Origin of the sequence: Micromonospora sp. CA-246542 (genome assembly GCF_050942905.1) — a bacterium.
In the GTDB taxonomy this organism is placed as follows: Bacteria; Actinomycetota; Actinomycetes; order Mycobacteriales; family Micromonosporaceae; genus Micromonospora.
On the sequence record NZ_CP192040.1, the window covers coordinates 5,829,452 to 5,856,153 of the forward strand.

At 70.9% G+C, this 26,702-nt stretch carries 17 protein-coding genes and 2 pseudogenes; 10 read left to right on the forward strand and 9 right to left on the reverse strand.

The window, feature by feature from the left end:
- The first annotated feature begins 369 nt into the window (after positions 1-369).
- From ACQP0N_RS27020 to ACQP0N_RS27040, 5 genes are all read left to right on the forward strand, one after another.
- Positions 370-969: a hypothetical protein gene (locus ACQP0N_RS27020; protein WP_433121843.1), complete on the forward strand. Its 600-nt coding sequence runs from the start codon at positions 370-372 to the stop codon at positions 967-969.
- An 11-nt stretch (positions 970-980) separates the two neighbouring features.
- Entirely contained in the window at positions 981-2,033 is a 1,053-nt protein-coding gene (locus tag ACQP0N_RS27025) for a hypothetical protein (RefSeq protein ID WP_433115070.1), read from the forward strand.
- A gap of 459 nt (positions 2,034-2,492) precedes the next feature.
- Entirely contained in the window at positions 2,493-4,151 is a 1,659-nt protein-coding gene (locus ACQP0N_RS27030) for a sodium:solute symporter family protein (RefSeq protein ID WP_433115072.1), read from the forward strand.
- A gap of 15 nt (positions 4,152-4,166) precedes the next feature.
- Positions 4,167-4,475 carry a hypothetical protein gene (locus ACQP0N_RS27035; RefSeq protein WP_355052192.1) on the forward strand — a complete coding sequence of 103 codons (309 nt, stop codon included), beginning with the start codon at positions 4,167-4,169 and terminating at the stop codon, positions 4,473-4,475.
- A gap of 116 nt (positions 4,476-4,591) precedes the next feature.
- Entirely contained in the window at positions 4,592-4,975 is a 384-nt protein-coding gene (locus ACQP0N_RS27040; protein ID WP_433115074.1) for a hypothetical protein, read from the forward strand.
- Between the two features lie 129 nt (positions 4,976-5,104).
- Here ACQP0N_RS27040 and ACQP0N_RS27045 read toward each other — a convergent pair whose 3' ends face one another.
- A complete protein-coding gene (locus ACQP0N_RS27045) occupies positions 5,105-6,913 on the reverse strand; it encodes a glycoside hydrolase family 6 protein (RefSeq protein ID WP_433115076.1) in 1,809 nt (602 codons plus the stop codon).
- Between the two features lie 591 nt (positions 6,914-7,504).
- On the opposite strand from ACQP0N_RS27045, the gene ACQP0N_RS27050 reads away from it, so the two are divergent.
- Both ACQP0N_RS27050 and ACQP0N_RS27055 read left to right on the forward strand, forming a co-directional pair.
- Positions 7,505-8,812: a hypothetical protein gene (locus ACQP0N_RS27050; protein WP_433115078.1), complete on the forward strand. Its 1,308-nt coding sequence runs from the start codon at positions 7,505-7,507 to the stop codon at positions 8,810-8,812.
- A gap of 1 nt (position 8,813) precedes the next feature.
- Entirely contained in the window at positions 8,814-9,503 is a 690-nt protein-coding gene (locus tag ACQP0N_RS27055; RefSeq protein ID WP_433115079.1) for a class F sortase, read from the forward strand.
- A 70-nt stretch (positions 9,504-9,573) separates the two neighbouring features.
- Here ACQP0N_RS27055 and ACQP0N_RS27060 read toward each other — a convergent pair whose 3' ends face one another.
- A complete protein-coding gene (locus ACQP0N_RS27060; RefSeq protein WP_433115081.1) occupies positions 9,574-14,655 on the reverse strand; it encodes an NAD-glutamate dehydrogenase in 5,082 nt (1,693 codons plus the stop codon).
- Positions 14,656-14,941: 286 nt separating this feature from the next.
- Here ACQP0N_RS27060 and ACQP0N_RS27065 point away from each other — a divergent pair, with 286 nt between their 5' ends.
- Positions 14,942-16,906, forward strand: a complete 1,965-nt coding sequence (locus ACQP0N_RS27065; RefSeq protein WP_433115083.1) for a penicillin-binding transpeptidase domain-containing protein — start codon at positions 14,942-14,944, stop codon at positions 16,904-16,906.
- A 118-nt stretch (positions 16,907-17,024) separates the two neighbouring features.
- Here ACQP0N_RS27065 and ACQP0N_RS27070 read toward each other — a convergent pair whose 3' ends face one another.
- The 7 genes and pseudogenes from ACQP0N_RS27070 to ACQP0N_RS27100 all read right to left on the reverse strand — a co-directional run bounded on the left by ACQP0N_RS27070 (position 17,025) and on the right by ACQP0N_RS27100 (position 24,414).
- Positions 17,025-17,417 carry a hypothetical protein gene (locus tag ACQP0N_RS27070; protein ID WP_433115085.1) on the reverse strand — a complete coding sequence of 131 codons (393 nt, stop codon included), beginning with the start codon at positions 17,415-17,417 and terminating at the stop codon, positions 17,025-17,027.
- Positions 17,414-18,659 (reverse strand): annotated as a pseudogene (locus tag ACQP0N_RS27075) (arginase family protein). Before ACQP0N_RS27075 ends, ACQP0N_RS27070 begins: the two are co-directional and overlap by 4 nt.
- An 83-nt stretch (positions 18,660-18,742) precedes the next feature.
- Positions 18,743-19,663 carry a tetratricopeptide repeat protein gene (locus ACQP0N_RS27080; protein WP_433115087.1) on the reverse strand — a complete coding sequence of 307 codons (921 nt, stop codon included), beginning with the start codon at positions 19,661-19,663 and terminating at the stop codon, positions 18,743-18,745.
- Positions 19,664-19,875: 212 nt separating this feature from the next.
- Positions 19,876-21,564, reverse strand: coding sequence for an acyl-CoA mutase large subunit family protein (locus ACQP0N_RS27085; RefSeq protein ID WP_433115089.1), 1,689 nt, complete (start codon positions 21,562-21,564; stop codon positions 19,876-19,878).
- A gap of 106 nt (positions 21,565-21,670) precedes the next feature.
- The gene (locus ACQP0N_RS27090; RefSeq protein ID WP_433115091.1) at positions 21,671-22,084 is read right to left on the reverse strand and encodes an Asp23/Gls24 family envelope stress response protein; all 414 of its coding nucleotides are present in this window, start codon (positions 22,082-22,084) and stop codon (positions 21,671-21,673) included.
- Between the two features lie 145 nt (positions 22,085-22,229).
- A pseudogene (gene meaB, locus ACQP0N_RS27095) lies at positions 22,230-23,233 on the reverse strand (methylmalonyl Co-A mutase-associated GTPase MeaB).
- Positions 23,230-24,414, reverse strand: coding sequence for an acetyl-CoA C-acetyltransferase (locus ACQP0N_RS27100; protein WP_355053597.1), 1,185 nt, complete (start codon positions 24,412-24,414; stop codon positions 23,230-23,232). Before ACQP0N_RS27100 ends, meaB begins: the two are co-directional and overlap by 4 nt.
- 62 nt (positions 24,415-24,476) lie before the next feature.
- Here ACQP0N_RS27100 and mce point away from each other — a divergent pair, with 62 nt between their 5' ends.
- Entirely contained in the window at positions 24,477-24,950 is a 474-nt protein-coding gene (gene mce / locus ACQP0N_RS27105) for a methylmalonyl-CoA epimerase (protein WP_433115094.1), read from the forward strand.
- 334 nt (positions 24,951-25,284) lie between these two features.
- Entirely contained in the window at positions 25,285-26,640 is a 1,356-nt protein-coding gene (gene ccrA, locus ACQP0N_RS27110; protein ID WP_433121845.1) for a crotonyl-CoA carboxylase/reductase, read from the forward strand.
- Positions 26,641-26,702 lie beyond the last annotated feature (62 nt).

Below are 26,702 nucleotides of genomic sequence, written 5' to 3' on the forward strand. Positions count from 1 at the left end.
AGCGCGCTCGCCGGTCGCGTACCCGGTCGTCGGGCCGGGCACCGGCGCGCGCGCCTTGGGCAGGATACGTAATCACGCCCGGTTGCACTACCGCCGTCGGACGGCGTCCGGGCTGCGGAGCGCGCTCCCGCGAGTACGACGAGCGCCCCGCTGTCGCGCTCCCCGGGGCGCTGGTGCTGGGCGGGAAAGGATCAGACGTTGCCGGCGATGCCGTATGACGGGGGCCAGTCCACCCACGCGGACTATCTGGAATGAGTCAGGTTTCTGTCAGCTACCGCCGCGCCGGACCGCGATCGGCGAGGAAAGTCCCCCGGATCGGGATTGGCGATCAGTACGCGGAGGGAATACCAGATGACGAAGGAGGAGCCCATGTCGCCCACGCAGATAGTCGTCATCGTGCTCGTCGTGCTGGTGGTCATCGCGGCGATCGCCGTGGCCGTCCGGACGATCGGTCGTCGCCGCGCGCTGCAGAGCCGGTTCGGACCGGAGTACGACCGGGTGGTGCAGGAGCAGGAGAGCCGGTCCGCCGCGGAGCGTGAGCTACGCGACCGGGAGCGCCGGCACGCCGAGCTCACGCTCACCCCGCTCAGCCCGGAGTCGCGAGCGCGGTACGCCGCCGCCTGGGAGGAGCTCCAGATCCGCTTCATCGACTCGCCGGGTGAGACCGTGGGCGACGCGGACGAACTGGTCACCCGACTCATCGAGGAGCAGGGCTACCCGACCGGTGAGTTCTCCGACCAGATCGCGCACCTCTCCGTCGAGCACGCCCGCACCCTGACCAACTACCGGGACGCGCACGAGATCCACCTGCGCAACTCGCGGGGTGAGGCGACCACCGAGGAGCTGCGTCAGGCGGTCGTGCACTACCGGGCCCTCTTCGCCGACCTGCTCGGCGAGGAGCCCGTCGGTCAGCGCACGCCCGAACAGCGTTCCCACCCGGACACTCCGCACGACGCCACGAGCCGCTGAGGAGGCCACCGATGCGCCACGAAGAGCAGCAGGTGAGCAACGACCATCCGGAGGCCGTCCGGTCCGCGCCGGTGCCGGTCCCGCCGACCGGTGACCGGGCCGCCCACTCGGACGTACCCGAGGATGCCCTGGACGACCGGGGCACCTTCGACGATCCGACCATCGGCGACGAGCGGAGCGCCGACGACGTCCCGACCACCGACCACGAGCGGACCAACGGCACCGATCCGGGCGTCCGGCATGACCGGGCCGACGACGAGGGCGGCTTCCACGAGCCGGGTCCGCTGCCGACCGCGTTCGGCGCCACCACGGTCGCCGACGCGGTGGCCGCGTCCGCTCTGGCCAGCCCGCGTCCGCAGGACCAGCCCGACCCGCGGGCCGAGCGGACCGCCGCGCCGGGCGACGGCGCCGAGGACGGCGAGCGGGAGGGCCTGCGCGCCGACCCCACCGCCGAACTGCACCGCCGCGACGACTTCGCGGAGACCGACGAGGACACGACGCCGGACGCCGACGAGGCTGCCGACCCGGACATCGACGACCGACGGGACCGTACCGACACCGCGCGAACCGTCGTCGCGCCGGGGAGCACGGAGGGCGCGCCGGAGCGCCGAAGCGACCTGACCGACTGGGCCGGCGATCCGGACGCGGCCGCGGCGGGCGCGGCCGGCTACGGCAGCGCGTCGCCGGAACTGGTGGACCCGGACGCGGACGGCGAACCGGTCGCCACCGAGGGCGCCGCAACCTCACTGGAGTCGGCCGGCACCTCGCGACCCGCCGGTTCGACCGTCGCCACCGACGCGGCCACGCTCCTGGACGGGGACACCGCACAGGGTTTCCGGGACCGCTGGCGGGACGTGCAACTGCGGTTCGTCGACGATCCTTCCGCCGCAGCGGGCGAGGCGCAGTCCCTGGTCGAGGAGGCCATCCAGGCACTCGCCTCGGCGCTCGCGGCGCAGAAGAACACGCTGGGCGGCTGGCAGGACGCCGGCTCGGCGGACACCGAGCAACTGCGCATGGCGGTCCGTAACTACCGGGACTTCCTGGACCGCGTCCTGGGTCGCTGACCTACCCGGACCACCACGGGACGCTCGGCCGACACCGGCCGGGCGTCCCTTTTCGCGCCCGCACCGGCCCGCACCGGCCGGGCGCGGGCCAGCGCCGGCCCGCGCCGGCGCCGGGCCGCCGGCCGGTAGCCGGCTACCGGTCTGGCCCTTTGCTCTGCTTCACCATAGGCAACACCCGGTGTCCGGATACCGGACGCCCGCTTGTTTCCTCCGCTGAAGCAGAGCAAAGGACTCGGCCAACCACCGCGGGCCCATCCACCCCCGCCGCGTCGCCGCGTCGCCGCGTCGCTGCGTCGCCGCCGCTGCGGCAGCCGGGGCAACCCGAAGCGGGGTACGCCACGAAAGACCCCGGGAGTGCCGGAACCACACCGATCAGACAGGCAGGCGTGAAACCTCGCGCAGCGGGTAATAGGGCGCGCGCATCGAATGCGGTGCCCACGGCGGACGAGGGGTGACGAGATGGACGGCGGCGGCCTCCGGCTCAACATGAACGGGCTGGACTACCTGATCCTCGCTCTGTACTTCGTCACCGTCCTCGGGGTCGGCTTCGCCGCCCGTCGGGCGATCCGGACCAGCGTCGACTTCTTCCTCTCCGGCCGTTCCCTGCCGGCCTGGGTGACCGGCCTCGCCTTCGTCTCGGCGAACCTCGGGGCGCTGGAGATCATCGGCATGGCGGCCAACGGCGCCCAGTACGGCGTCATGACGGTCCACTACTACTGGATCGGCGCGGTGCCGGCGATGGTCTTCCTCGGCATCGTGATGATGCCCTTCTACTACGGCTCCAAGGTCCGCAGCGTCCCCGAGTACCTGCGGTTGCGCTTCAACCGACCGACGCACCTGCTGAACGCGCTCAGCTTCGCCGTCGCCCAGGTGCTGATCGCCGGTGTGAACCTCTACGCGCTGGCCCTGGTCATGCAGGCGCTGCTCGGCTGGCCGCTCTGGACGGCGATCGTGGTGGGCGCGGCGATCGTGCTGGCGTACATCACCATCGGTGGCCTGTCCGGGGCCATCTACAACGAGGTCCTCCAGTTCTTCGTCATCCTGGCCGGCCTCATCCCGGTCACCGTGATCGGTCTGGTCAAGGTCGGCGGCGTGAGTGGGCTGATGGACGCGGTCCGCGACTCGAAACTCGGCGAGGCGGGTCTGCACGCCTGGCAGGACACCGGCAGCACCGACAACCCCCTCGGCGCGCAGTGGATCGGCATCGTCTTCGGCCTCGGTTTCGTGCTCTCGTTCGGCTACTGGACGACGAACTTCGCCGAGGTGCAGCGGGCCCTGTCGGCCAAGAACATGAGCGCCGCCCGGCGTACGCCGATCATCGCCGCGTACCCGAAGCTCTTCATCCCGCTGGTCACGATCATCCCCGGCCTCGTCGCACTCGTGACGGTGAAGGGCCTCGGCGCGGAGAGCGGCGACCTGCAGTACAACAACGCCATCCCGCTGCTGATGCGGGACCTGCTGCCCAACGGCGTGCTCGGTGTGGCGGTCACCGGCCTGCTCGCGTCGTTCATGGCCGGCATGGCGGCCAACGTGAGCGGCTTCAACACCGTCTTCACCTACGACATCTGGCAGTCATACGTACGCCGGGGCCGGTCCGACGAGTACTACCTGCGGATCGGCCGGTGGGCGACCGTCGCGGCCGTGGTGATCGGCATCGGGACGGCGTTCATCGCCTCCGGGTTCAGCAACATCATGAACTACATCCAGGCGCTCTTCTCCCTGTTCAACGCGCCGCTGTTCGCCACCTTCATCATCGGCATGTTCTGGAAGCGGATGAGCGCCCTCGCGGGCTTCTGGTCCCTGCTGCTCGGCACCCTGGCGTCGCTGGCGACGTACCTGCTCTACAAGGGCGGCGTCATCGGCTTCAACTCCGACCTGGAGGAGAGCTTCTGGGGCGCCGGCATCGCGTTCGTCACCGTGGCGGTGGTCGCCGCCATCCTCACTCCGCTCACCGCGCCCAAGCGCGACGAGGATCTGCGCGGACTGGTCTACGGGATGGGCGGCGTCGACCTGAAGGGCGACGTGCTCGCCGGGGACGCCGTCTGGTACCGCTCCCCCGTGCTGCTCGGCCTGATCGCGGTCGCGCTGGCCGCACTCTTCTACATCCCGGTCTTCTAGGAAAGGAGTCGGCAGATGAGCAACGACGGCCAGCCGGCGCAGGACCCGCTGATCGACGAGACACAGTCGGAGGAGCGTCGCTCCGCCGCCGCCCGTCTGTTCGACATCCGTCGGGTGATCGGTGGGCTCTTCGTGGCGTACGGGATCATCGTGACGCTGATCGGCATCTTCGACAGTCGAGCCGAGATCGACAAGGCCGAGGGTGTCCGCATCAACCTGTGGGCCGGCCTGGTGATGCTCGCCTTCGGGCTGGTCATGCTGCTCTGGCAGTGGCTGCGGCCGGCGGAGGCGCCGTCCGCGAACGAGTCGCAGTCCGACCGCTGAACCCCGCTCCGCCGCCGGCGCCGTCCACCGGGACGGCGCCGGCGCCGCGCATGGGCACCCGCGCACGGGGTACGCGACGGGGATCAGGCACCGTGTCGGACACAGGAGGCAGCACGATGACCGATCGCGACCGCCGACCGCTGGAGGAGAGCCCGCAAACGGCCGCTGCGGTGGACGACGACAGCACCGTCCCGGAGCTGCGGACCGGGGGTGGCCCCGACCGCGACACGCCGACCTTCACCGAACCCCGCGAGCGGCAGCCGGACCTTGCCCCGGACACCGACGACCTGATCGGCGACCCGTACGGCGCCGGAACCGGCGCAACCGGGACGGGCACCGGCGCGGGCGGCGACAACATCCGTACCGGCGCCGAGCAGCCCTGGGAACCGGAGGACCTGGTGATGGCCCGTGGGCAGGACCTCACCCCGGAGAACCTGGAGAAGGCCCGTCGCGACCTGGCCGAACACGGCCGCGCGGCGATCGAACGCACCGTGCCCTGACCCGGCACGGACGTGGAAAAGGGGGGTCCCCGGCCCGACCGTGATGGTCGGACCGGGGACCCCGGGGAAACCTGCCCCCGGCAGTGCCTCACCTACTGCCGGAGGCAGGTTGGCGCGTGAGCTACCCGATCAGAGCGCCGGGTAGGCGTTCTGCATCAGCTCCCGGAACTGGGCCGAGAACCACGCTCCGGAGATCGGCGCGTTCCCCAGCGCCCCGCTCGGGTTGTTGCCGTTGCGGGCGTTACCGCCGTACGTCGGGTCGCACATCCGGTCGAAGCCCTTGCCCTCGTTGTTCGGGATCTCCGAGCTGGAGCCGTCCGACTCGCCCGGAGGCTTCACCCAGACGTAGGCGTCGATGCCCGTCGCCGGGTTCGCCCGCGGCCGCTCGCCGAGACCCGCGCCGGCCTGGTTGCACCAGTTACCGGCGTGCGCCCGACGGTCGACCCGGCCGCCGTTGACGTACGTGTCGACGCTGGTCGTCGCGCCCGGGCCGGTGGGCCGGTTGGCGCCGCCCCAGCCGTTGCGGGACGTGTCGATCAGCATGCCGATGTTGGAGTTGAAGCCGACCGAGACCAGCTTGGTACGGAACGCCTGGGCGAAGGACAGCTCGTCGACGTAGTAGTTCCAGTCGACCCACTTGGACTGCCGCACGGTCTGGCCGTTCACGTTGTCCGTGATCTTGAAGTACGGCTCCGTGAGCGCCGAGTAGTTCGCGGTGTTGGTGATGAAGCCGTGCACGTTGTTGACCGTGCTGCCGGAGGCGACCGCGGCGGTCTTCAGGATGTCGGCGGTCGGGCCGAAGTTGGAGTCCCAGCCGAGCCAGCCGTGGTGCCCGGCGTCGATGTAGTTGTAGACGTTACCGATCGCGCCCAGCTTGGCGAGGGCGTAGCCGACACCGTTGACGTACGCGCCGTTGGCCTTGACCGTGTCGCACATGACCGTGCCGCCGGGCTGACCCGAGGTGTTGGTCACGATGTTCGGCAGCGAGTCGATCTCGATGATGTTGATGATCCGGATGTTCCGGTACTTCGAGTCGGACTGGATCGCGGCGATCGGGTCGATGTACTCGGCCTTGTACCGGGGCAGCTCGTCCGGGCCCAGCTCACCGTTGGAGGAGAGCGCCGAGCAGTCGCGGCCGGGCAGGTTGTAGATGACGAACTGGATGTAACCGGCGCCCTGGCGCAGCGCCTCGTCCAGGTGGTCCTTCACCCCGAAGGCGCCGTTGGAGCTGCTGTTCGGCGTGCCGTTGATCGCGGCGATCCGGTCCAGCCACACTGCGGTGGGGTTGTTCGAGACGCGGCTACCGCCGGGCTCGGCGTCCGCCTTGGCCTTCCACTCCGGGTTCACGTACCCGGGCACACCGGCGTACGGGTTGTCGACCTTCACACCGGGGGGCGGGGTGGTCGGCGGCGGCCCCGTCGTGGGCGGCGGGGTCGTGGGGGGAGGCGTGGTGGGCGGTGGCGTGGTCGGCGGAGGCGTGGTGGGCGGTGGGGTGGTCGGGTTGCCGGTGCCACCGTTGCAGACCACACCGTTCAGGGTGAACGAGGTCGGCTTCGGGTTGCTGCCGCTCCACGCTCCGTTGAACCCGAGGGTCGTCGACGCGCCGGTCGCGAGGGTGCCGTTGTAGGACATGCTGCGGGCGGTGACCTGGCTGCCCGACTGGGTGTACGTGGCCGACCAGCCCTGCTGCACGCGCTGGCTGGAGTTGGGGAAGGTCCAGCCCAGCGTCCAACCGTTGACCGGGTCGCCGAGGTTCTTGATGGTGATGTTGGCGGTGAAGCCACCCTGCCAGTCATTGGTCGAGTACGCGATGTCGCACTGCGTCGCGGCCTGCGCCGCGGTGACCGGGATCGTCACCAGCCCGCCGGCGACCAGAACGCCCGCGCCGGCGAGCGCGAGGGTCCGGCGGGGGCCGGACAGCCTTCTCCACACATTCATGCCACTGATCTCCTTGGGCGAGACCGGGCCCGCGTACGGCCCGGCGAGACGGCCCGGCGGGCGTCCTGCACGGACGGCCTCCGGCGCCACGGGATTCTTTGGGGTGCCCGACCCGGACGGGCGGTGGTGGTGGTTGGTGGTGATTGGCCGGCGCGTGGCCGACCGATCGGCGGCCGGTTGTCGTCCGGTGAACCGGATGCCCTCGACGCCCCGCCTGCGCGGTGTGGCTCCCCCGAACCGCGTGCGCCGATTCTTGCATGGGAGCGCTTCCATGGCAATGGCTCGATGCGTCGTCACCCTCGACTCGGACGATACCTCCGAGGTGACGCGGGTGGCACCAGCCGTCCGTTACCGGTCGACCGCAGCCGCTAGCGCGCGGCAGGCCCGGAAGGCCGCGACCGACCCGATCGGGCGGTGAGCGCCCGGCGTGGCATGGCGGGCAAAGAAAGCCGCGTATCACTCCTTCGCCGCTTACCACCAGCAAAGGTCAAAACGCGAATCTTTCACTTCATAGGTCATGAAAAGGTCTAACGTCGGTCTTAGCTCGGTTGTCGCCGGGCTCAGGACAACAGGGATGGAGTGACGCAGGTCATGGCTAAGAAGATGCTCGGGAAGGTCGTTGCGGGCGCCGCCCTCGGTGGCGCGTCCCTCCTGGTGTTTGCGCCGGGGATCGCGTTCGCTGAGGGTCACCACGACGAGGACGGCAAGGTCTACGCCAAGCCGCACATCGTGAAGGCCGGTGACGAGGTCAAGCTCCTCGAGATCTGCCCGGATCGCCAGGAGCACGCCTACGTGTGGTCCAAGGTCACCGGCAAGGTCAAGCTCAAGCCCGCGCGCGACGACCGGGGCGAGGACCGCGGCGAGTGGAGCGAGGAGGACGACTCCTACGACCACGACGACAAGGGCAAGGACGAGCACGGCAAGGACGAGGACAAGGGCAAGGACGAGCACGGCAAGGACGACAAGGGCAAGGACCACGAAGGCAAGGGCGACGAAGGCAAGGACGACAAGGGCAAGGACGACGAGGGCAAGGGTGAGCACGGCGACGCCCAGCCCGGCGGCCAGGGCGGTGGCGCTGCCGCCGACGCCTATGAGGACGAGGACAGCAAGGACTGGAAGGGCGAGGAGCACGGCCAGGACGCCCAGGACGACGAAGGCAAGAAGGACTGGGAGTCCAAGGACGAAGGCAAGAAGGACTGGGAGTCCAAGGACGAGGACAGCAAGGACTGGGAGTCCAAGGACGAGGACAAGAAGGACTGGGAGTCCAAGGACGAGGACAGCAAGGACTGGGAGTCCAAGGACGAGGACTACGGCTCGGACGACGAGTACGGCTCGGACAAGGGCTGGGAGTCCAAGGGCCACGAGTCCGAGGGCCACGAATACGGCTCCGACGACGAGTACGGCTCCGACAAGGGCTGGGAGTCCAAGGGCCACGAGTCCGAGGGCCACGAATACGGCTCCGACGACGAGTACGGCTCCGACAAGGGCTGGGAGTCCAAGGGCCACGAGTCCGAGGGCCACGAATACGGCTCCGACGACGAGTACGGCTCCGACAAGGGCTGGGAGTCCAAGGGCCACGAGTCCGAGGACCGCGACTACGGCTCCGACGACGAGTACGGCTCGGACAAGGGCGGCCGCGACGACGAGCGCGAGTTCGTCTACTACGGCGAGGCCAAGGTCGACAAGGACGCCAAGCCGGGTCGCTACGAGCTCAAGGGCTCGTGCGGCGAGGGCGAACTGGTCGTCCTGCCCCACGGCGGGGTCGACGGTGGTGACGGCGGCGTCAGCACCGGCACCGACCGTGGCCTGGCCACCGGCGGCGCGAGCCTGCTCGGCGCTGCCGCGCTCGGCGGGATCGTGCTGATGCGTCGTCGGCGGACCGATGGTTCGCTCGCCTGACGTGACGGCGACACCGGCCGGCGGCCGTCACGGGAGACCGTGGCGTGCCGCCGGCGCGGCCGTCGTCATCACCCTCGCCATGATCGGCGCCGGCATGATCGGCGCCTCGTTGCAGACCACGCCCGCTCCCCGACCCCCACAGCCGCTCGCCCAGGCCGGCCCCGAGGTCACCGGGTCGGCGGTCCCCGACAGCGACATCCCACCCGTCGACGGCGAAGCCGCGCCGACCGCTCTGACCCGGTCCGCTCCGACCACCATCGAGATCCCCCGGATCGGCGTCGACGCGACGATCATGTCGCTGGGCACCAACCCGGACGGCACCGTCCAGGTCCCCCCGCTGGAGCAGGCCGACCAGGCCGGTTGGTACGAGCCGGGCGCCAGCCCCGGTGAGACCGGTAACGCGGTCATCGTCGGGCACGTGGACTCGGCGAAGCTCGGCCCGGCCGTCTTCTTCGACCTCGGCGCGCTCGTGCCCGGTGACACGATCACCGTGCGGCGGGCGGATGGTCAGCCGGCGACGTTCCGGGTCGACTCGGTGAAGTCGTACCCGAAGACGGCCTTCCCCACCGAGTTGGTGTACGGGCCGAACGACCGGCCTGGCCTGCGGGTGGTGACGTGCGGCGGTCAGTTCGACGAGACCGTGCGCAGCTACCCCGACAACGTGGTCGTCTTCGCCACCCTGGCGGCGTGACCAACCCGTACACAAGCGGTCCGGCCGGTCGGGTCACCCCGACCGGCCGGACCGTGTCCGACAGAGCGACTCAGGCGGCGGCGGAGGTCCGCACCAGGGTGCGGATCTGGCGCAGCAGCACGGACAGGGCAGCGAGATCGGCCCGCGACTCGTCGAACTCCCCCATCGCCTGGCGGGCCCGGTGGATCGACGTGGCGTTCGACTGCTCCCACTGCTGCACCCGCTCGTGCGGCGGCAACTCGTCCCCGGTGGAGTCGAGAACCTCGGCGGTGAGCGCGGCCAACGCGGCGTACAGGTCGTAGCGCAGCGCCATCCGCGCGAGGGTCTGCCAGCGGTCCTCCCGGGGCAGCAGGGAGATCTTCGACAGCAGCGAATCCACCCGGAACAGGTCGGAGAGCACGAAGTAGACCGAGGCCACCTCGCCGACGTCCCGTCGGGTGCGGGTCGCCGTCTCCACCACGTCCAGCAGGCCGAAGCTGTACATCAGCCTGGTCGCCTGCTCCGCCAGGTCGCGGGGCAGCCCACGCTCGGTCATCGAGTCGATGTGCGCCGCGATGGCCTGCCGCTCGCCGCCGTAGAACAGCTCCTCCAGACCCGGCAGGAGCCGGGCCACCCCGTCGCGCAGCCGGGCGATCTCGGTGGGCACGTCGATCGGCGAGCGCCGGTTGGTGACCAGCCAGCGCACGGCCCGGTCGAGCAACCGACGGGTGTCCAGGTAGACGCTGGTCTGCAACTCCGGCGAGACCTTGTTGTCCAGCGCCTCCACCGCATCCCAGAGGTCACGCAGCCCGAACACCTCACGGACCACCACGTACGCCCGGATCACGTCGGCGGCGCTGGCGGCGGTCTCCTCGACGACCCGGAAGACGAACGAGATACCGCCCCGGTTGATCGCCTCGTTGACCAGCACGGTGGTGACGATGTCGCGCCGCAGCCGGTGCCGGCCCATCCGGTCGGCGAACCGCTCACGCATCGGCGTCGGGAAGTAGTTGACCAGAACCTCGGACGTCCACTCCTCGTCGGCCAACCCGTCGGTGAGGATCTCCCGCTCAAGGACGATCTTCACGTACGCGAGCAGCACGGCGAACTCCGGCGCGGTCAGCCCGGACTCGCTGCGTACCGCCAGCTCCTCGTCCGGCGGCAGCGCCTCCAGCGACCGGTCCAACGCGCCGGACCGCTCCAACTCGTTGATCATCCGACGGTGCACCGGGAGCAGCGACGCCGCCTGTGCCTGGGCGTTGTTGATCGCCCGAGCCTGGTCGTAGTTGTCGCGCAGCACCAGCTCGGCGACCTCGTCGGTCATCCCGGCCAACAGCTCGTCCCGCTCGGCGGTGGTCAGCTCGCCGTCGGCCACCGCGGTGTTCAGCAGGATCTTGATGTTCACCTCGTGGTCGGAGGTGTCCACACCGGCCGCGTTGTCGATGAAGTCGGTGTAGATCCGACCACCGGTCAACGCGTACTCGATCCGACCGAGCTGGGTCCAGCCCAGGTTGCCGCCCTCGCCGGCCACCCGGCAGCGCAGGCTCCGCCCGTCCACCCGGATCGCGTCGTTGGACTTGTCGCCCACCTCGGCGTTCGTCTGGCTGGAGGCCTTGACGTACGTGCCGATGCCGCCGTTCCAGAACAGGTCCACCGGGGCGGTGACGATCGCCTTCATCAGGTCCTGCGGCGAGATCTGCGTGACGTCGTCGTCGAGGCCGATCGCCGCCCGGACCTGCGGCGTGATCGGAATCGACTTCGCGGTACGCGGGAAGATGCCGCCGCCGGCCGAGATCAGCTCCTCGTTGTAGTCCTCCCAGGAGGAGCGGGGCAGGTCGAACAGCCGCCGACGCTCCGCGTACGAGGTGGCGGCGTCCGGGTCCGGGTCCAGGAAGATGTGCCGGTGGTCGAACGCGGCCACCAGTCGGATGTGCTCGGAGAGCAGCATTCCGTTGCCGAACACGTCACCGGACATGTCGCCGACGCCCACCACCGTGAAGTCCTGGGTCTGGGTGTCCAGGCCCAGCTCGCGGAAGTGCCGCTTCACGGACTCCCAGGCGCCACGGGCGGTGATGCCCATCTTCTTGTGGTCGTACCCGGCCGAACCGCCGGAGGCGAACGCGTCGCCCATCCAGAAGTTGTGCGCCAGCGAGATCTCGTTGGCGATGTCCGAGAACGTCGCCGTGCCCTTGTCCGCCGCGACCACCAGGTACGGGTCGTCGCCGTCGTGCCGGACCACGTCGTCGGGCGGCACGATCTGCCCGCTGACGATGTTGTCGGTGACGTCGAGCATCGCGCCGACGAACTCCTGGTAGCAGGCGACCGCCTCGTCGCGGTCCCCCGGCTTCTGCTTCAGCACGAAGCCGCCCTTGGCGCCTACCGGCACGATCACCGTGTTCTTGACCATCTGCGCCTTGACCAGGCCCAGCACCTCGGTCCGGAAGTCCTCCCGACGGTCGGACCAGCGCAACCCGCCCCGGGCCACCGGCCCGAACCGCAGGTGCACGCCCTCGAACCGGGGCGAGTACACGAAGATCTCGAACTTCGGTCGGGGCGCCGGCAGGTCCGGGATGGCCTGCGGATCCAGCTTGAACGCCACGTACGCCTTCGGCCGCCCGCCGACCGGCTTCTGGTAGAAGCTGGTCCGCAGGGTCGCCTCGATCAGCGTCAGGTACGAGCGCAGGATCCGGTCCTGGTCGAGGCTCGCCACGTCGTCCAGCGCGCCCCGGATCGTCTCCACCAGCTCGCCGCTGCGCTGCTGCCGCTGCTCGGCGCTCAGGTCACCCGGCGCGAACCGGGTCTCGAACAGCTCCACCAACAGGCTGGCGAGCTTCGGGTACGCGATGAAGGTCTGCTCCATGTAGTCCTGCGAGAAGACCGTGCCGGCCTGCCGCAGGTACTTGGCGTACGCCCGCAGCACCACCACCTGCCGCCAGGTCAGTCCGGCGCGCAGCACCAGCTCGTTGAACCGGTCCACCTCGGCCTCGCCGCGCCAGGCCGCCGCGAACGCGTTCTCCACGTGCGGACGGACCTCGGCCAGCTCGTGGTGCCCCTCGGGCAGCATCAGGCCGAAGTCGTACAGGTAGACCCGACCGTCGATCCGGTCCACCTCGTACGGGTGCTCGTCGACCACCCGTACGCCGAGCGAGTGCAGCACGGGCAGCACGGCGGAGAGCATCATCGGCTCCCCGTACCGGTAGACCTTGAACCGCACGTTCATGTCGTCGGGCAGGTCGGCGCCCGGCACGCGGGTGCCCGGCCGGGGCGCGAGCTGCTTGCGGAACAGGTGCATCTCGAGCTGGCCGGGCTCCTCCAGCAGCTCCAGCTTGGCCAGGTCCTTCATCGCCTCGTACGGCGTGTGCCCGTCCTTGTAGCCCTCCGGGAACGCGTCGGCGTACCGGGCGAACAGGTGCTTGGCCTGCTCGTCGCCGAGCTTGCGCTCCAGCACCAGCCGGTAGTCGTCGTCCCAGAGCCGGGTCGCGTCGGCCAACTCCTCGGCCAACAGGTCGGCGTCGATCTCGCCGGGCGGCCGGGTCGGGTCGGTACGGACGATGAAGTGGATCCGGGCGAGCATCGATTCGGTGACCCGGGTCGTGTAGTCCACCCCGACACCGTTCAGCTCGCGCAGCAGGATGTCCTGCATGCGCAGCCGGTTCTGCGTCGTGAACCGGTCGCGGGGCAGGTAGATCAGACAGGAGATGAACCGCCCGTACGCGTCGCGGCGCAGGAACACCCGCAACTGCCGGCGACCCGCCATCCGCAGCACGCCGATCACCGCGTGGTACAGGTCGTCGGTCTTGATCTGGAACAGCTCGTCGCGCGGGTAGGTCTCCAGGATCTGGAGCAGGTCCTTGCCGGAGTGGCTGCGCCGGCTCAGGCCGGAACGGTCGAGCACCTCGGCGACCTTGCGTCGCACGACGGGCAGCTCCCGGACGCTGGTCCGGTACGCGGCGGTGGAGAACAGCCCCAGGAAACGCCGCTCGCCGATGACCTCGCCGGCCTCGTTGAAGATCTTGAAGCCGATGTAGTCCAGATACGCCGAGCGGTGCACGGTGGCCCGCGAGTTGGCCTTGGTGATGATGAGGAGGCGCTTCTCCAGCACCTTCTCGTGTGCCTCGGGCGTCATCGAGGCCAGCGACCGGGCATCCGGGGAGTCCGAGCGCAGGATGCCCAGCCCGGTGCCGAGCACCGCTTCGAGGGCCTTGCCGTCCACCGGGTCCGCGGGGTTTCCGTCGGGGGCGTCGACCAGGCGGTACTCGCGGTAGCCGAGGAACGTGAAGTGGTCGTGCGCGAGCCAGCGCAGCAGCTCCACCGAGTCGGTGATGTCCTTCTCCGGCACGGGCGGGCGGTTGTCCGAGGTACGGGCCGAGGCCAGCTCGTCGGCGAGGGCGAGGGCCCGCTGACGCATCTTCGGCCAGTCCTCCACGGCCTCCCGTACGTCGGTGAGCACCCGTTGCAGCTCGCGCCGCAACCGGTCCCGCTCGGCCGCGTCCCGGACCGGGTCGATCTCGATCCGCATCCAGCTCTCGACGATGTCACCGGCGATCGCGTCGTCCGGCTCCACGTCCGCCGAAACCTCGGTGAGCTGGCCCAGCGGCTCGCGCCGAACCACCACCAGCGGGTGCACCAGCAGGTGCACGTCCAGGTGGTACGAGTTGAGCAGCGCGGTCACCGAGTCGACCAGGAACGGCATGTCGTCGGTGACGATCTCGACGACGGTGTGGTGCTGGTCGGCGTGCGGCTCGTGGATCCGCAACTTCAACTCGCCGGGCACCCGCTGCTGCGCGAGGTCCCGGTGCGCCCGGGCCGCGTCGAGCATCTCCTCCGCCGTGAAGCCGACCAGCTCCTCGTCCGGGGCGAACCGCCAGAAGCGGCCGACCAGGGTCGCCGCGTCATGGTCGTCCCCGGCGAGCGCGACGGCCTGGGCCACCAGCCGCTCCGCGTTGGGTACGGGTTCGTCGAGCTCCGCGTCCTCCACGTCGTCGGTCAACGCCTCGGTCGGCAGACCCAGATCGTAGATGGTGTCGATGCTCGACCCGGTCAGCCCTGTGACGCCGGTGTCGAGCCGGCCGTAGCCGTCCCCGTCGGTCGCCGAATCGAAGCTGTCCTCGTCCCGCCCGGAGTCATCCGGTCGGAGGTCGGGTTCCGGTTTGATCGCCGGACGCCGGTCCATCGGTGCCACTCCCCTCGACCCACCGCGTTGTGGGTCACTCTGCCGCCCAGCCTAGGCCTGCCGTTTGCCGCCATCGTCGGCGGACCACTGGCGGGACGTCCGGATCGGGACTTCGTCCTTTCACCCGTTGCGGGTCCGAGGTTGGCCGGTTGCGGGATACCCCGCCGCGCGATGTTCATCACACCGGCTCGGTCCGTCTTTCCGCACGTCGAGGACTTCTCGGGACGTTGGGCACAGCGTTCGCGTACTACCGTGCAGGGCAGCACGAGATCGGAAGGACCGCTTCATGACCTTGTCCTACCCCCGCCCAAACCGGTCGAACCGCGCCCGCCGGGTGGCCGCGCTCACCGCGTCCCTGCTCACCGCCGGTGTGCTGGCGGCGTGCTCGGGAGACGACGGCCCGGAGCGCAGCGCCGACGCCTTCCTCGCCGGTTGGCGCAGCGGCGACCTGCAGGCGGTCGCCATGGTCGACTCGACCGGCGCGAAGACACCGGCGGCCGAGGTGAGCAAGGAGATCAAGGAGCTGTCCGGCGAGCTGGCGACGACCCCGCCCACGCTGACCCGGCAGGGCGAACCGAAGATCACCAAGAACATCGCGACCACCACCATCCGGGTGGACTGGACGCTGCCGGGCCAGACCCACTGGACGTACGACCGGGAGCTGCGGCTCATCCAGGGCGACGACGACCAGTGGCGGGTGATGTGGGAGCCGCGGGTCCTGCACGAGCAGCTCACCAGGGGCGACCGGCTGGCGCTGCGCCGCGACGCCGGCCCGCGCGCCGGCGTGCTGGACGCGGCGGGCACGCCGATCGTGTCACCGCGGCCGATCGTGCGGGTGGGCGTGCAGCCCAACCAGGTCACCGACATCAAGAAGCTGGTCAAGGATCTCGACGCCGCCTTCAAGGCGATCCGTCCGGCTCTGGTCCCCGGCGTCGACCTGGCCGACCTGCCCAAGCGGGTCGCCGAGGCCGATCCGGGCGCGTTCGTCGAGGTGGTGACCCTGCGCGAGGACGCGTACAAGCAGATCAAACCTCGCATCTACGACCTGCCCGGCACCAAGTTCATCTCCGACAAGCTCGACCTTGCACCCACCCGGGAGTTCGCCCGCGCGCTGCTCGGCAGTGTCGACCAGGCGCAGGCCGACGACCTCACCGCCCACCCTGACAGGTACGTCGCCGGCGACCTCGTCGGACACGGTGGCCTGCAGGGCCGCTACGACGAGCGGTTGCGCGGCGCCCCCGGGCTGACCGTCCTGGTCGAGCGGCCCACCGAGGACGGCAAGCTCGCGCCCACCGGCACCGAGTTGTTCCGCCGCGAACCCCAGCCGGGCCAGGCGCTGAAGACCACCCTGGACGTGGCCACCCAGAACGCGGCCGACGGGGCCCTGCGCGCGGAGCCGCGCCGCTCCGCGCTGGTCGCGGTTCGGGTCAGCGACGGCGCAGTACTCGCCGCCGCGAACGGTCCCGGCCCGGCCGGCGAGAACCTGGCGTTCAGCGCACAGGTGCCGCCGGGCTCCACCTTCAAGATGGTGAGCGCGCTGGGCCTGCTGGACCGGGGCGCGGTCACTCTGGACGGCCCGGTGGAGTGCAAGAAGACCTTCACCGTCGACGGCCGGTCCTTCAAGAACTCGGACAACTTCGAGTTGGGCTCGGTGCCGTTCCGCACCGACTTCGCGAAGTCCTGCAACACGGCCTTCGCTTCGATGGCGCCGAAGCTCGGCGGCGACGGGCTGGCCGCCGCCGGCCGGTCCCTGGGGCTGGAGGGGCAGTGGGACCTCGGCGTGGATGCCTTCACCGGCAAGGTCTCCACCGGCGGCAGCCCCGCCGAGCAGGCCGCCGCGTCGTTCGGCCAGGGCACCACGCTGGTCAGCCCCCTGGCCATGGCCGGTGCCACCGCGGCCGTCGCCCGGGGCCGCTTCGAGCAGCCGAAACTGCTGGTCGACCCCGCGCCGGCCAAGCCGGCCCCGCCCGGCGAGCAGCTCAAGCCCGAGTCCGTCACGGCGCTGCGCACGATGATGCGCGAGGTGGTCACCGCCGGCACCGCCAGCGCGCTCAAGGACGTTCCGGGCGGCGAGGTGTACGGCAAGACCGGCACCGCCGAGTTCGACGACAACCCGGCCCACACGCACGCCTGGTTCGTGGGTTGGCGGGGTGACGTCGCGTTCGCCGTGTTCGTGGAGAAGGGCGGCGCCAGCACCGCCTCGGCCGTCCCGATCGCCGAACGCTTCCTCCGCGCCCTGCCCACCTCCTGAACCACCCGGTGCGGGCCTTGATCCACTCGGTTTCGCTGAAACCGGGGCGTCCAAGCCGTCCGGACACCCCGGTTTCGCTGACACCGAGTGGATCACGGGTCGGGTGGCCGCGAGCGGGTCAGGCGGTGTCGGTCTGGGGCCCTTCGGGTGCGTTCTGGGCCGGCGGGGAGGGCCGCCGCAGCAGACCCGGGCCGGCCGACGCCGGCGGACCGACCGGCTCGCGCTCGACCGTGCCCGCGATCTGCGCCGCAAGGCCCGACGGCTCGACCGTGCCCGCGATCTGCGCCGCGAGGCCCGACGGCTCGACCGTGCCCGCGATCTGCGCCGCGAGGCCCGACGGCTCGACCGAGGCCGCGATCTGCGCCGCGAGGCCCGACGGCTCGACGGAGGCCGCGGGACCCGGCGGCTCGGCCCTGGCCGCGATCTGTGCCGCGGGACCCGACGGCTCGACCGAGGCCGCCATCTGCGCCGCGAGGCCCGACGGCTCGGACGGGGACCGGTCGCGGATCACGGATGGCTCGGCCTCCGCCGTGACCTCGTCGGCCGCCTCACTCCTCGACAGCGGAATGCGGGAGGAGCCGAGGCCGGGAGAGGCCGCGCCGGAGGTGTCGTCCTCGTCGAGGCCCTCGCCGTCGAACTCATCGAACCGGGCAGCGCCCGCGACGGTGCCCGCACCGCGATCAGGGCCGGCAGATTCCGGGACCCCCGCGGCACGATCAAGCCCGGCCGACCCGCCATTGCGCTCGGCACGGTCGGACCGGCCGGCGGCGGTCCGCTCGGTGGCACGTCGCGCGGCGGGCGTGGGCCGGGGCGACAGCAGCCGCGGCGGCATCGCCTCCGGGGCGGTGACGGGCGCCAGACCGGCGACCACGGTGTTGACGATCTCGGCGGCGTACGAGCCGTCCGGGTCGTAGTCGGGGTCGAAGACGGTCAGTTCGACGCCGAGGCAGTGTGGCGTGTCGACCAGGCCGGCGAGCAGGATCTCCAGCTCGGCGAAGGCGATGCCGCCCGGGTCGGGGGCGTCGACGGCCGGCATCACCGCCGGATCGAGGACGTCGACGTCGATGTGTACCCAGTAGCCCGCGCAGTCGGCGAGCTGCTCGTGTGCCCACTGGGCCGTCCGGGCGGCGCCCTCGGCGCGCAGCGCGGGGACCGGGCGGGTGGTGATGCCGGCGGCCTGGAGGTCGAGGCGGTACTCGTCCTGCGCACGGATGCCCAACACCACCACGTCGATGTCGCGGAAGTAGGGCCGGCGACCCTCCAACGCGGCCAGGTCGGCCTGCCCGCGCCCGGTGACCAGGGCCAGGTCCTCCCCGGCGGCCGCGCCGACGTAGGAGGCGTTGCCGGGGTGCCGGAAGTCGGAGTGCCCGTCGACGAAGACCAGTCCGATCCGCCCGCCGACCGCCTCACCGAGGCGGTGCATGGCGAGCGCGGAACCGAGCAGCACCGAACAGTCGCCACCCAGCACCACCGGGAACTCGCCCCGGTCGATGATCGAGCCGATCCGCTCGGCGAGCGCGAGCGAGTAGTCGGCGATCTCCCGGGCGTGGCACACACCGTCCCCGGGCCGCCAGTCACCGGGGTCGTACCGGGGTGCGGTGAGGCACCCGGCGTCGCGGGCCCGCAGCCGGGCCAGCAGATCGTGGTCGCGCAGCGCGCCGGGCGCCTTGGCGCAGCCCGGCACGGAGGTGGACGTCGGCGGTCGCAGGCCGAGGTTTGTCGGCGCGTCGAGGACGGCGATCCGGCGCATCATGAGCTCCCGTCCCCGGTGGTCGGGCGGGCCGGCGAACGCCGGCCCGCGCTGGCGTACTACGCATGCACAGTCGTGCTGCGAACTCAGAACAGGGCGCTGGCCAGTGCCCTGCGGGCCGAGGCGACCGCCGGATCGTCCGGGCCGGCGATGGAGAAGAGCGACACCAGGTGCTGGCGGACCGTCTCGCGGTCCTCGCCGGCGGTGCGCCGGACCAGACCGACGAGGCGGGCGTACGCCTGCTCGGCCAGCCCGCTGAGCACCTCGATGTCGGCGGCCAGCAGTTGGGCCGCGACGTCGTCGGGGGCGCTCTCGGCGGCGGCCAGGGCGGTGGCCGGGTCGGCGCCCGCCACCCGGCGTGCCACGCCGACCTGGGCGAGGCCCGCCGTGGCCGCGGCGTCCGCGGGGGCGTCGGCGAGGATCTTGCGGTACGCCTGCTCGGCGGCGTCCAGGTCGCCGCTCATGAGCGCGTCGTCCGCCTCGTCGAGGCGCGGGTCCTCCGGCTCGGCGACGGTCACGCCGCCGGCCTTGAGAACGGCCTGGATCCACTGGCGGAGCTGGGCCTCGGGCACCACACCGGAGAAGGCGTCGATCGGCTGGCCGCCGACGACCGCGTAGACCGTCGGGACGCCCTGGACCCGGAACATCTGGGCGATCCGCGGGTTTTCCTGCACGTCGACCCGGGCCAGCAACCAGGTGCCGCCGCCCTCGGCTGCCAGCCGCTCGAGCACCGGGGCGAACTCGTCGCTCTCCGGGAAGCCGGCCGCGCCGAAGAAGACGATGACGGGCATGGCCATCGACTGCTCGAGCACCGCGGACTGGATGGTCGCTTCGGTGACGTCGACGATGGAGGCGTTGTCGGCGGTCGGTGCACCCGGTGTGCCGGCGGACGGGCCGCCCTGCGGGGGTGCGCCGGGGCGGGTACCGGCTGGTGCGGGGCCACGCAGCGTGCTGAGGTCGACCGCGCCGCGGGTGAAGATCGACGAGGTGATCCGTGGGTCGCTCATGGTTACCTAGTCTCGCACGTGGGCCCGCGTTCCCGGCTCACCCACAACTCCAACGTCGCAACTCTCACGCCTATCGGACAACGCGAAACGGCCCCCCGTTCCCAGCCCCGCCGATCTTGCATTTTCGGTTGGCGCTACGTCACTTTCGCGGCTTATGCCGCGACAGAAACCGCAAGATCGACGGGGTGGGGGGCCGGGGGTGGGGAGCGGGGTCAGAAGCGGGCGGGTTCGCGGTAGGTGCCCCACTCGGCTCGCAGGGCGTCGCAGATCTCGCCCAGCGTGGCCTCGGCGCGGACGGCGTCGAGCATGGCGGGGATCATGTTCCCGTCGGTGCGGCTGACCTCGACCATCCGGGTCACCGCCGCGCGCACCGCGGCCTCGTCCCGTGCGCTCTTGCGCTCGGCGAGCACCCGGCGCTGCTCCAGCTCCACCTCGTGCGAGATGCGCAGGATCTCCAGCTCCTTGGCGACCGTGCCGGTGTGCCGGTTGACGCCGACGATCTTCTTGTCGCCCTTCTCCAGGGCCTGCTGGTAGACGAACGCCGACTCGGCGATGTGCCCGGTGAACCAGCCGTCCTCGATGCCGCGCAGGATGCCCGAGGTCATCGGACCGATCTGGTGCGGCCCCTCCCCGCCGAGCTGGCGGATGCGGGCGAAAATCTCCTCCGCCTCGGCCTCGATCTTGTCGGTCAGCGCCTCGACGTACCAGGAGCCGCCGAGCGGGTCGGCCACGTTGACCACGCCGGTCTCCTCCATCAGCACCTGCTGGGTACGCAGGGCGATCTCGGCGGATTCGTCGGTGGGCAGTGCCAGGGTCTCGTCCAGCGCGTTGGTGTGCAGCGAGTTCGTGCCGCCGAGCACCGCCGCGAGCGCCTCGACGGCGGTGCGTACCACGTTGTTGACCGGTTGCTGGGCGGTCAGCGACACCCCGGCGGTCTGCGTGTGGAAGCGCAGCCACAGGGCCTTCTCACTGGTCGCGCCGTACACGTCGCGCAGCCAGCGGGCCCAGATCCGGCGGGCGGCGCGGAACTTGGCGATCTCCTCGAAGAAGTCGAGGTGCGAGTCGAAGAAGAAGCTCAGCCCGGGCGCGAACACGTTCACGTCGAGCCCGCGCGAGAGACCCAGCTCGACGTAGCCGAAGCCGTCGGCCAGGGTGTACGCCAGCTCCTGCGCGGCGGTCGAGCCGGCCTCGCGGATGTGGTAGCCGGAGACCGACAGCGGCTTGTAGCGCGGGATCTCGGCCGCGCAGTACTCCATCAGGTCGCCGATCAGGCGCAGGTGCGGCTCGGGGTCGAACAGCCACTCCTTCTGCGCGATGTACTCCTTGAAGATGTCGGTCTGCAACGTGCCGTCCAGCGTGGACAGGTCGGCGCCCTGCCGCTCGGCGGCGACCAGGTACATGCAGAACACCGGCACGGCCGGGCCGGAGATCGTCATCGAGGTGGTGACGCCAGCCAGGTCGATGCCGTCGAAGAGCGCCTCCATGTCGGTGGCGGTGTCGATGGCGACGCCGCAGTGCCCGACCTCGCCGAGCGACTGCGGGTCGTCCGAGTCGCGGCCCATCAGCGTCGGCATGTCGAACGCGACCGAGAGACCACCGCCGCCGGCGCCGAGGATCATCTTGTATCGCTCGTTGGTCTGTTGGGCGTTGCCGAAGCCGGCGAACTGCCGGATCGTCCAGGTCCGACCGCGATAGCCGGTGGGATAAAGACCCCGGGTGTACGGGTACTCGCCCGGCCAGCCGATGCGCTCGAAGCCCGGGTAGGAGGCCCCCTCGGGCGGCCCGTAGACGGGGTCGACCGTCATCCCGGAGAGCGTGGTGAAGTCGGCGTCCCGCTTGCGCGCGGAGTCGTACCGGGCCTGCCAGCGTGCCCGTCCGGCGGCGATCTCGTCGGCGTCCATGCGCGGGGCTCCTCCTCGGTTCCTCGACCAGCACACCGAGTGTAGAGCCCTTGCCTGAACGATCGCTAAGTCGCGTCGTACCGGCGGGTAACCAGGCGGTCCACGGTCAGACGGCGGCGCCCGGCTGGTTCATCTCGATGTCGTCCACCGTGACGTTGACCTGCGTGACCGACAGGCCGTACTTCTCCACCGCCTCGATGACCGCGGCCCGCACCGCCTCGGTCACGTCGGCCACGACGGAACCGGCGTCGATCACCAGGACCACGTTGATGACGGCCGAGGTGCCCTTCACGTCGGCCGAGACGCCCCGGCGGGCGTCGCCCACCTCGTCCAGGCCGACCTTGTCGAGCACGCTGTTGAAGAACCGGGCCACGTCACCGCCGAGGTCGGCGACACCGGGAACCGCGCGAGCGGCCGCACCGGCGATCTTCTCCACCACCTCGTCGGACACCGACGTCACACCCCGGGCCGCGCCCGTCGTCGGCTGCGTCGTGCCGGCGTTCTCCACCGCGTCCGTCATGCTCACGTCTCCCCTGGTCCGGTGCACTGTGGACCGACCTGATCGTCGGCCCGCCGCGTGGCAGCTCGCTGCCGGCCGCGAGCCTACTAAAACCGGAGGGCGCTTCGCGTCCAGGCGCGCGCATCGCGCGGCCGTTGACGCCGGGTCAGTTCGCCAGTTGGGCGAGCAGCTCGTCCGCCGCCGCGTACGGGTCGAGGTCACCGGCAGCGACGGAGGCGGCGAGCGTGCTCAACTCCGTACCATCGCGCAGTGAGCCGATCCGGGCGCGGAGGGCGCCGAGCGCGATGGCCTCGATCTCGGCGGCGGCCCGCGCCTCCTGCCGGCGACGCAGCTCGCCGTGCTCGACCAGCCAACCGCGGTGCTTGTCGATGGCGGCGGCGATGTCGTCGATGCCCTCGCCCCGCGCGGCGATGGCACGGACCACCTGCGGTCGCCACTGGCCCGGTCCGCGCTCGCCAAGCGCGATCATGCCCTGGATGTCGCGGACCGTGGCGTCGACGCCGTCCCGGTCGGCCTTGTTGACCACGAACACGTCGGCGATCTCCAGGATGCCGGCCTTGACGGCCTGGATCGCGTCGCCCATGCCCGGGGCGAGCAGCACCAGCGTGGTGTCGGCCAGCGAGGCCACCTCCACCTCGGCCTGCCCGACGCCGACGGTCTCCACCAGCACCACGTCGCAGCCGGCACCCTCCAGCACCCGGACCGCCTGCGGCGTCGCCGCCGCCAGCCCGCCGAGGTGGCCCCGGCTGGACATCGACCGGATGTAGACGCCCGGGTCGGTGGCGTGGTCCTGCATCCGCACCCGGTCGCCGAGGATCGCCCCGCCGGTGAACGGGCTGGACGGGTCGACCGCCAGCACGCCCACCCGATGGCCCCGCGCCCGCAGCGCGCGGACCAGCTCGTTGGTGGTGGTCGATTTGCCCACCCCGGGCGAGCCGGTCAGCCCGACCACCTGGGCCTGCCCGGCGTACGGCGCCAGCGCGGCGGCGATCGCCGGCAGCAGCGCGTCGCCGTTCTCCACGAGGGTGATCAGGCGGGCCACCGCCGGGGGTCACCGGTGCGGGCCCGCTCGACCAGCAGCGGCACGTCCCGGCTACGGCGCACCGATGTGACTCCCGCCGCCGGAGCGTGCCCGGTCGCCTCGCTCACTGCGCCGGAACGTGGATGATCAGCGCGTCACCCTGGCCACCGCCGCCACACAGCGCCGCCGCGCCGGTGCCACCGCCGCGCCGCTTCAGCTCCAGGGCGAGAGTGAGTACGAGACGCGCGCCGGACATGCCGATCGGGTGCCCCAGGGCGATCGCGCCGCCGTTGACGTTGACCTTGTCCGGGCTGATGCCGAGGTCACGCGTGGACTGGATGCCGACCTGCGCGAAGGCCTCGTTGATCTCGATGAGGTCCAGGTCCTCGATGCTCAGGCCGCCCTTCTTGAGGGCGTGGTTGATCGCGTTCGACGGCTGCGAGTGCAGGGAGTTGTCCGGACCGGCCACGTTGCCGTGCGCGCCGACCTCCGCCAGCCAGGTCAGGCCCAGCTCGGTGGCCTTGGCCTTGCTCATCACGACCACCGCGGCGGCGCCGTCGGAGATCGGCGAGGAACTGCCGGCGGTGATGGTGCCGTCCTTGGTGAAGGCGGGCCGCAGCTTGGCCAGCGACTCCGCGGTGGTGTCCGGCCGGATGCCCTCGTCGTCGCTGATCACCAACGGGTCACCCTTGCGCTGCGGGATCAGCACCGGGGTGATCTCCTCGGCGAAGTGGCCGTTCTTCTGCGCGGCGGCGGCCCGCTGGTGGCTGGTCGCGGCGAACGCGTCCTGCTCCTCGCGGGTGATGCCGTGCTTCGTGCCGAGCCGCTCGGTCGACTCGCCCATCGAACAGCAGTCCCAGGCGTCGCTGAGCCCGTCGTGCGCCATGTGGTCCTTGACCACCACGTCGCCGTACTTGTAGCCGGTGCGCTGACCCATCAGCAGGTGCGGGGCGTTGGTCATCGACTCCATCCCGCCGGCCACCACGATGTCGAACTCGCCGGCCCGGATGAGCTGGTCGGCGAGGGCGATCGCGTCCAGGCCGGACAGGCAGACCTTGTTGATGGTCAACGCCGGCACGGACATCGGTACGCCGGCCTCGACCGCCGCCTGCCGGGCCGGGATCTGACCGGCGCCGGCCTGGAGCACCTGGCCCATGATCACGTACTGGACCTGGTCGGGGCTGACACCCGCCCGCTCCAGGGCCGCCTTGATGGCGATCCCGCCGAGCTTGGTGGCCGGGAGATCCTTGAGGTTGCCCAGCAGCCGGCCCATGGGGGTCCGCGCGCCGCTGACGATCACCGAAGCCATGCCTGCCTCCGAGGGGGGTGCCGAGCTGTACGCCTGAACGATGGTTCGGCCAGACTAGCGCCATGACAGAGAACTCCCCCGTCGAGCCCGGTGCGGACTACGTCACAGACATCGGACTTCGCAAGATCGACCACGTCGGCATCGCCGTCGCCGAGCTGGACGCCGCGATCGACTTCTACCAGCGGACCTTCGGGATGCGCTGCGTACACGTCGAGACCAACGCCGAACAGGGCGTACGGGAAGCGATGCTGGCGGTCGGGCCGACCGCCGAGGGCGGCTGCGTGCAGTTGCTCGCCCCGCTCAGCCCGGAGTCGACGATCGCGAAGTTCCTGGATCGCAACGGGCCGGGCGTGCAGCAGGTCGCGTACACCGTGGCGGACATCGACGTGGCCTGCGCGGCACTGCGCGAGCGGGGGATGCGGCTGCTCTACGACGAGCCGCGACGCGGCACCGCGGACAGCCGGATCAACTTCGTCCACCCCAAGGACGCGGGCGGCGTCCTGGTCGAACTGGTCCAACCCGCCGCAGCGCACTGACGGCGGCCTCTGTCGCCCACTCCTGCCGCCCGCCCCTGTTGATCAAGAGGTTTGCGTCATTTCCGGGCCCGGAGATGACGCGGAGCTCTTGATCACCGGGGACGCCGCGAGGGTTTGTGCGCGGTTCTCGCGCTGGTCGGGCACCTTCACGCATCGGCGGATGCAGTTTTTCACAGAGGACTTCCGGCTTTAGCTACCGTTCAGTAACGTCCCGGCCCACAGGAGCGCGGCCGGTGCCGGATGTGTCGAATGCCGACATGGCGGTCGCGTCCCACCGGCGCCGACGATGGCAGCACCCGGGCCCGCGCGGGTGTGGGACGAACCGGAGGTCACCGTGCAGGACATCCTCGAAGCGATCATGGCGGCGGAGGAATCGAACGACCCGGACCGGGAACTGGCCGGCGTCGCCGGACTCCCCGTACCGGAGAGTTACCGGGGCGTGGTCGTCCGCGCCGAGGAGTCCCGGATGTTCGACGGCATGTCCACCCGGGACAAGGACCCCCGCAAGGCGCTGCACGTGCAGGAGGTGCCGACGCCGGAACTCGGACCGGGCGAGGCGCTGATCGCCGTGATGGCCAGCGCGATCAACTACAACACGGTGTGGACCAGCATCTTCGAACCCGTGTCCACCTTCCGGTTCCTGGAGCGCTACGGCCGGGTCTCCGAGCTGACCCGCCGGCACGACCTGCCGTACCACGTGGTCGGTTCGGACGCGGCCGGCGTGGTGCTGCGTACCGGTCCCGGGGTGACCCGGTGGGTGGCCGGTGACGAGGTCGTCGCGCACTGCCTCTCGGTCGAGCTGGAGGACGCCGCCGGGCACGACGACACGATGCTCGACCCGCAGCAGCGGATCTGGGGATTCGAGACCAACTTCGGCGGGCTGGCCGAGCTCGCCGTGGTCAAGGCCAACCAGCTCATGCCCAAGCCGCGCCATCTCACCTGGGAGGAGGCCGCCAGCCCGGGGCTGGTCAACTCGACCGCGTACCGGCAGTTGGTCTCCCACCACGGCGCCAACATGAAGCAGGGCGACGTCGTGCTGATCTGGGGCGCGTCCGGTGGCCTCGGCGGGTACGCCACCCAGATGGCCCTCAACGGCGGCGCGATCCCGGTCTGCGTCGTCTCCTCGCCCGAGAAGGCCGAGCTGTGCCGCAGCATGGGCGCGGAGCTGGTCATCGACCGGGCCGCCGAGGGCTTCCGGTTCTGGAAGGACGACCAGACCCAGGACCCGGACGAGTGGCGGCGGTTCGGTGAGCGGATCCGCGACCTCACCGGCGGAGAGGACCCGGACATCGTCTTCGAGCACCCCGGTCGGGAGACGTTCGGCGCGAGCGTCTACGTGGCCCGGCGCGGAGGCACCATCGTCACCTGCGCGTCCACGAGCGGTTTCCAGCACCAGTACGACAACCGCTACCTCTGGATGCATCTCAAGCGGATCGTCGGCAGCCACTTCGCCAACTACCACGAGGCGTGGCAGGCCAACCGGCTGGTCGCGCTCGGCAAGGTGCACCCCACGGTGTCCCGCACCTACTCGCTCGAGCAGACCGGTCAGGCCGCGTACGAGGTGCACCGCAACGCGCACCAGGGCAAGGTCGGCGTGCGCTGCCTCGCGCCGACGGACGGGCTGGGCGTCCGGGACGGGGAGCTGCGTGCCCAGCACGAAGCGGCGATCAACCGGTTCCGGGGGCACTGAGCGGGACACCGGCCGGACGGATGAGCACCCGATGGCCAATGCGGTGATCGGCCATTGTTCTT

What these genes read in the sequence shown, in the direction of transcription:
- mce (WP_433115094.1), top strand. Translation starts at nt 24,477, where the DNA reads ATGACAGAGAACTCCCCCGTCGAGCCCGGTGCGGACTACGTCACAGAC.
- ACQP0N_RS27020 (WP_433121843.1), top strand. Translation starts at nt 370, where the DNA reads ATGTCGCCCACGCAGATAGTCGTCATCGTGCTCGTCGTGCTGGTGGTC.
- ACQP0N_RS27045 (WP_433115076.1), bottom strand. Translation starts at nt 6,913, where the DNA reads ATGAATGTGTGGAGAAGGCTGTCCGGCCCCCGCCGGACCCTCGCGCTC.
- ACQP0N_RS27090 (WP_433115091.1), bottom strand. Translation starts at nt 22,084, where the DNA reads ATGACGGACGCGGTGGAGAACGCCGGCACGACGCAGCCGACGACGGGC.
- ACQP0N_RS27035 (WP_355052192.1), top strand. Translation starts at nt 4,167, where the DNA reads ATGAGCAACGACGGCCAGCCGGCGCAGGACCCGCTGATCGACGAGACA.
- ACQP0N_RS27100 (WP_355053597.1), bottom strand. Translation starts at nt 24,414, where the DNA reads ATGGCTTCGGTGATCGTCAGCGGCGCGCGGACCCCCATGGGCCGGCTG.
- ACQP0N_RS27060 (WP_433115081.1), bottom strand. Translation starts at nt 14,655, where the DNA reads ATGGACCGGCGTCCGGCGATCAAACCGGAACCCGACCTCCGACCGGAT.
- ACQP0N_RS27030 (WP_433115072.1), top strand. Translation starts at nt 2,493, where the DNA reads ATGGACGGCGGCGGCCTCCGGCTCAACATGAACGGGCTGGACTACCTG.
- ACQP0N_RS27080 (WP_433115087.1), bottom strand. Translation starts at nt 19,663, where the DNA reads ATGAGCGACCCACGGATCACCTCGTCGATCTTCACCCGCGGCGCGGTC.
- ACQP0N_RS27040 (WP_433115074.1), top strand. Translation starts at nt 4,592, where the DNA reads ATGACCGATCGCGACCGCCGACCGCTGGAGGAGAGCCCGCAAACGGCC.
- ACQP0N_RS27025 (WP_433115070.1), top strand. Translation starts at nt 981, where the DNA reads ATGCGCCACGAAGAGCAGCAGGTGAGCAACGACCATCCGGAGGCCGTC.
- ACQP0N_RS27085 (WP_433115089.1), bottom strand. Translation starts at nt 21,564, where the DNA reads ATGGACGCCGACGAGATCGCCGCCGGACGGGCACGCTGGCAGGCCCGG.
- ACQP0N_RS27065 (WP_433115083.1), top strand. Translation starts at nt 14,942, where the DNA reads ATGACCTTGTCCTACCCCCGCCCAAACCGGTCGAACCGCGCCCGCCGG.
- ACQP0N_RS27050 (WP_433115078.1), top strand. Translation starts at nt 7,505, where the DNA reads ATGGCTAAGAAGATGCTCGGGAAGGTCGTTGCGGGCGCCGCCCTCGGT.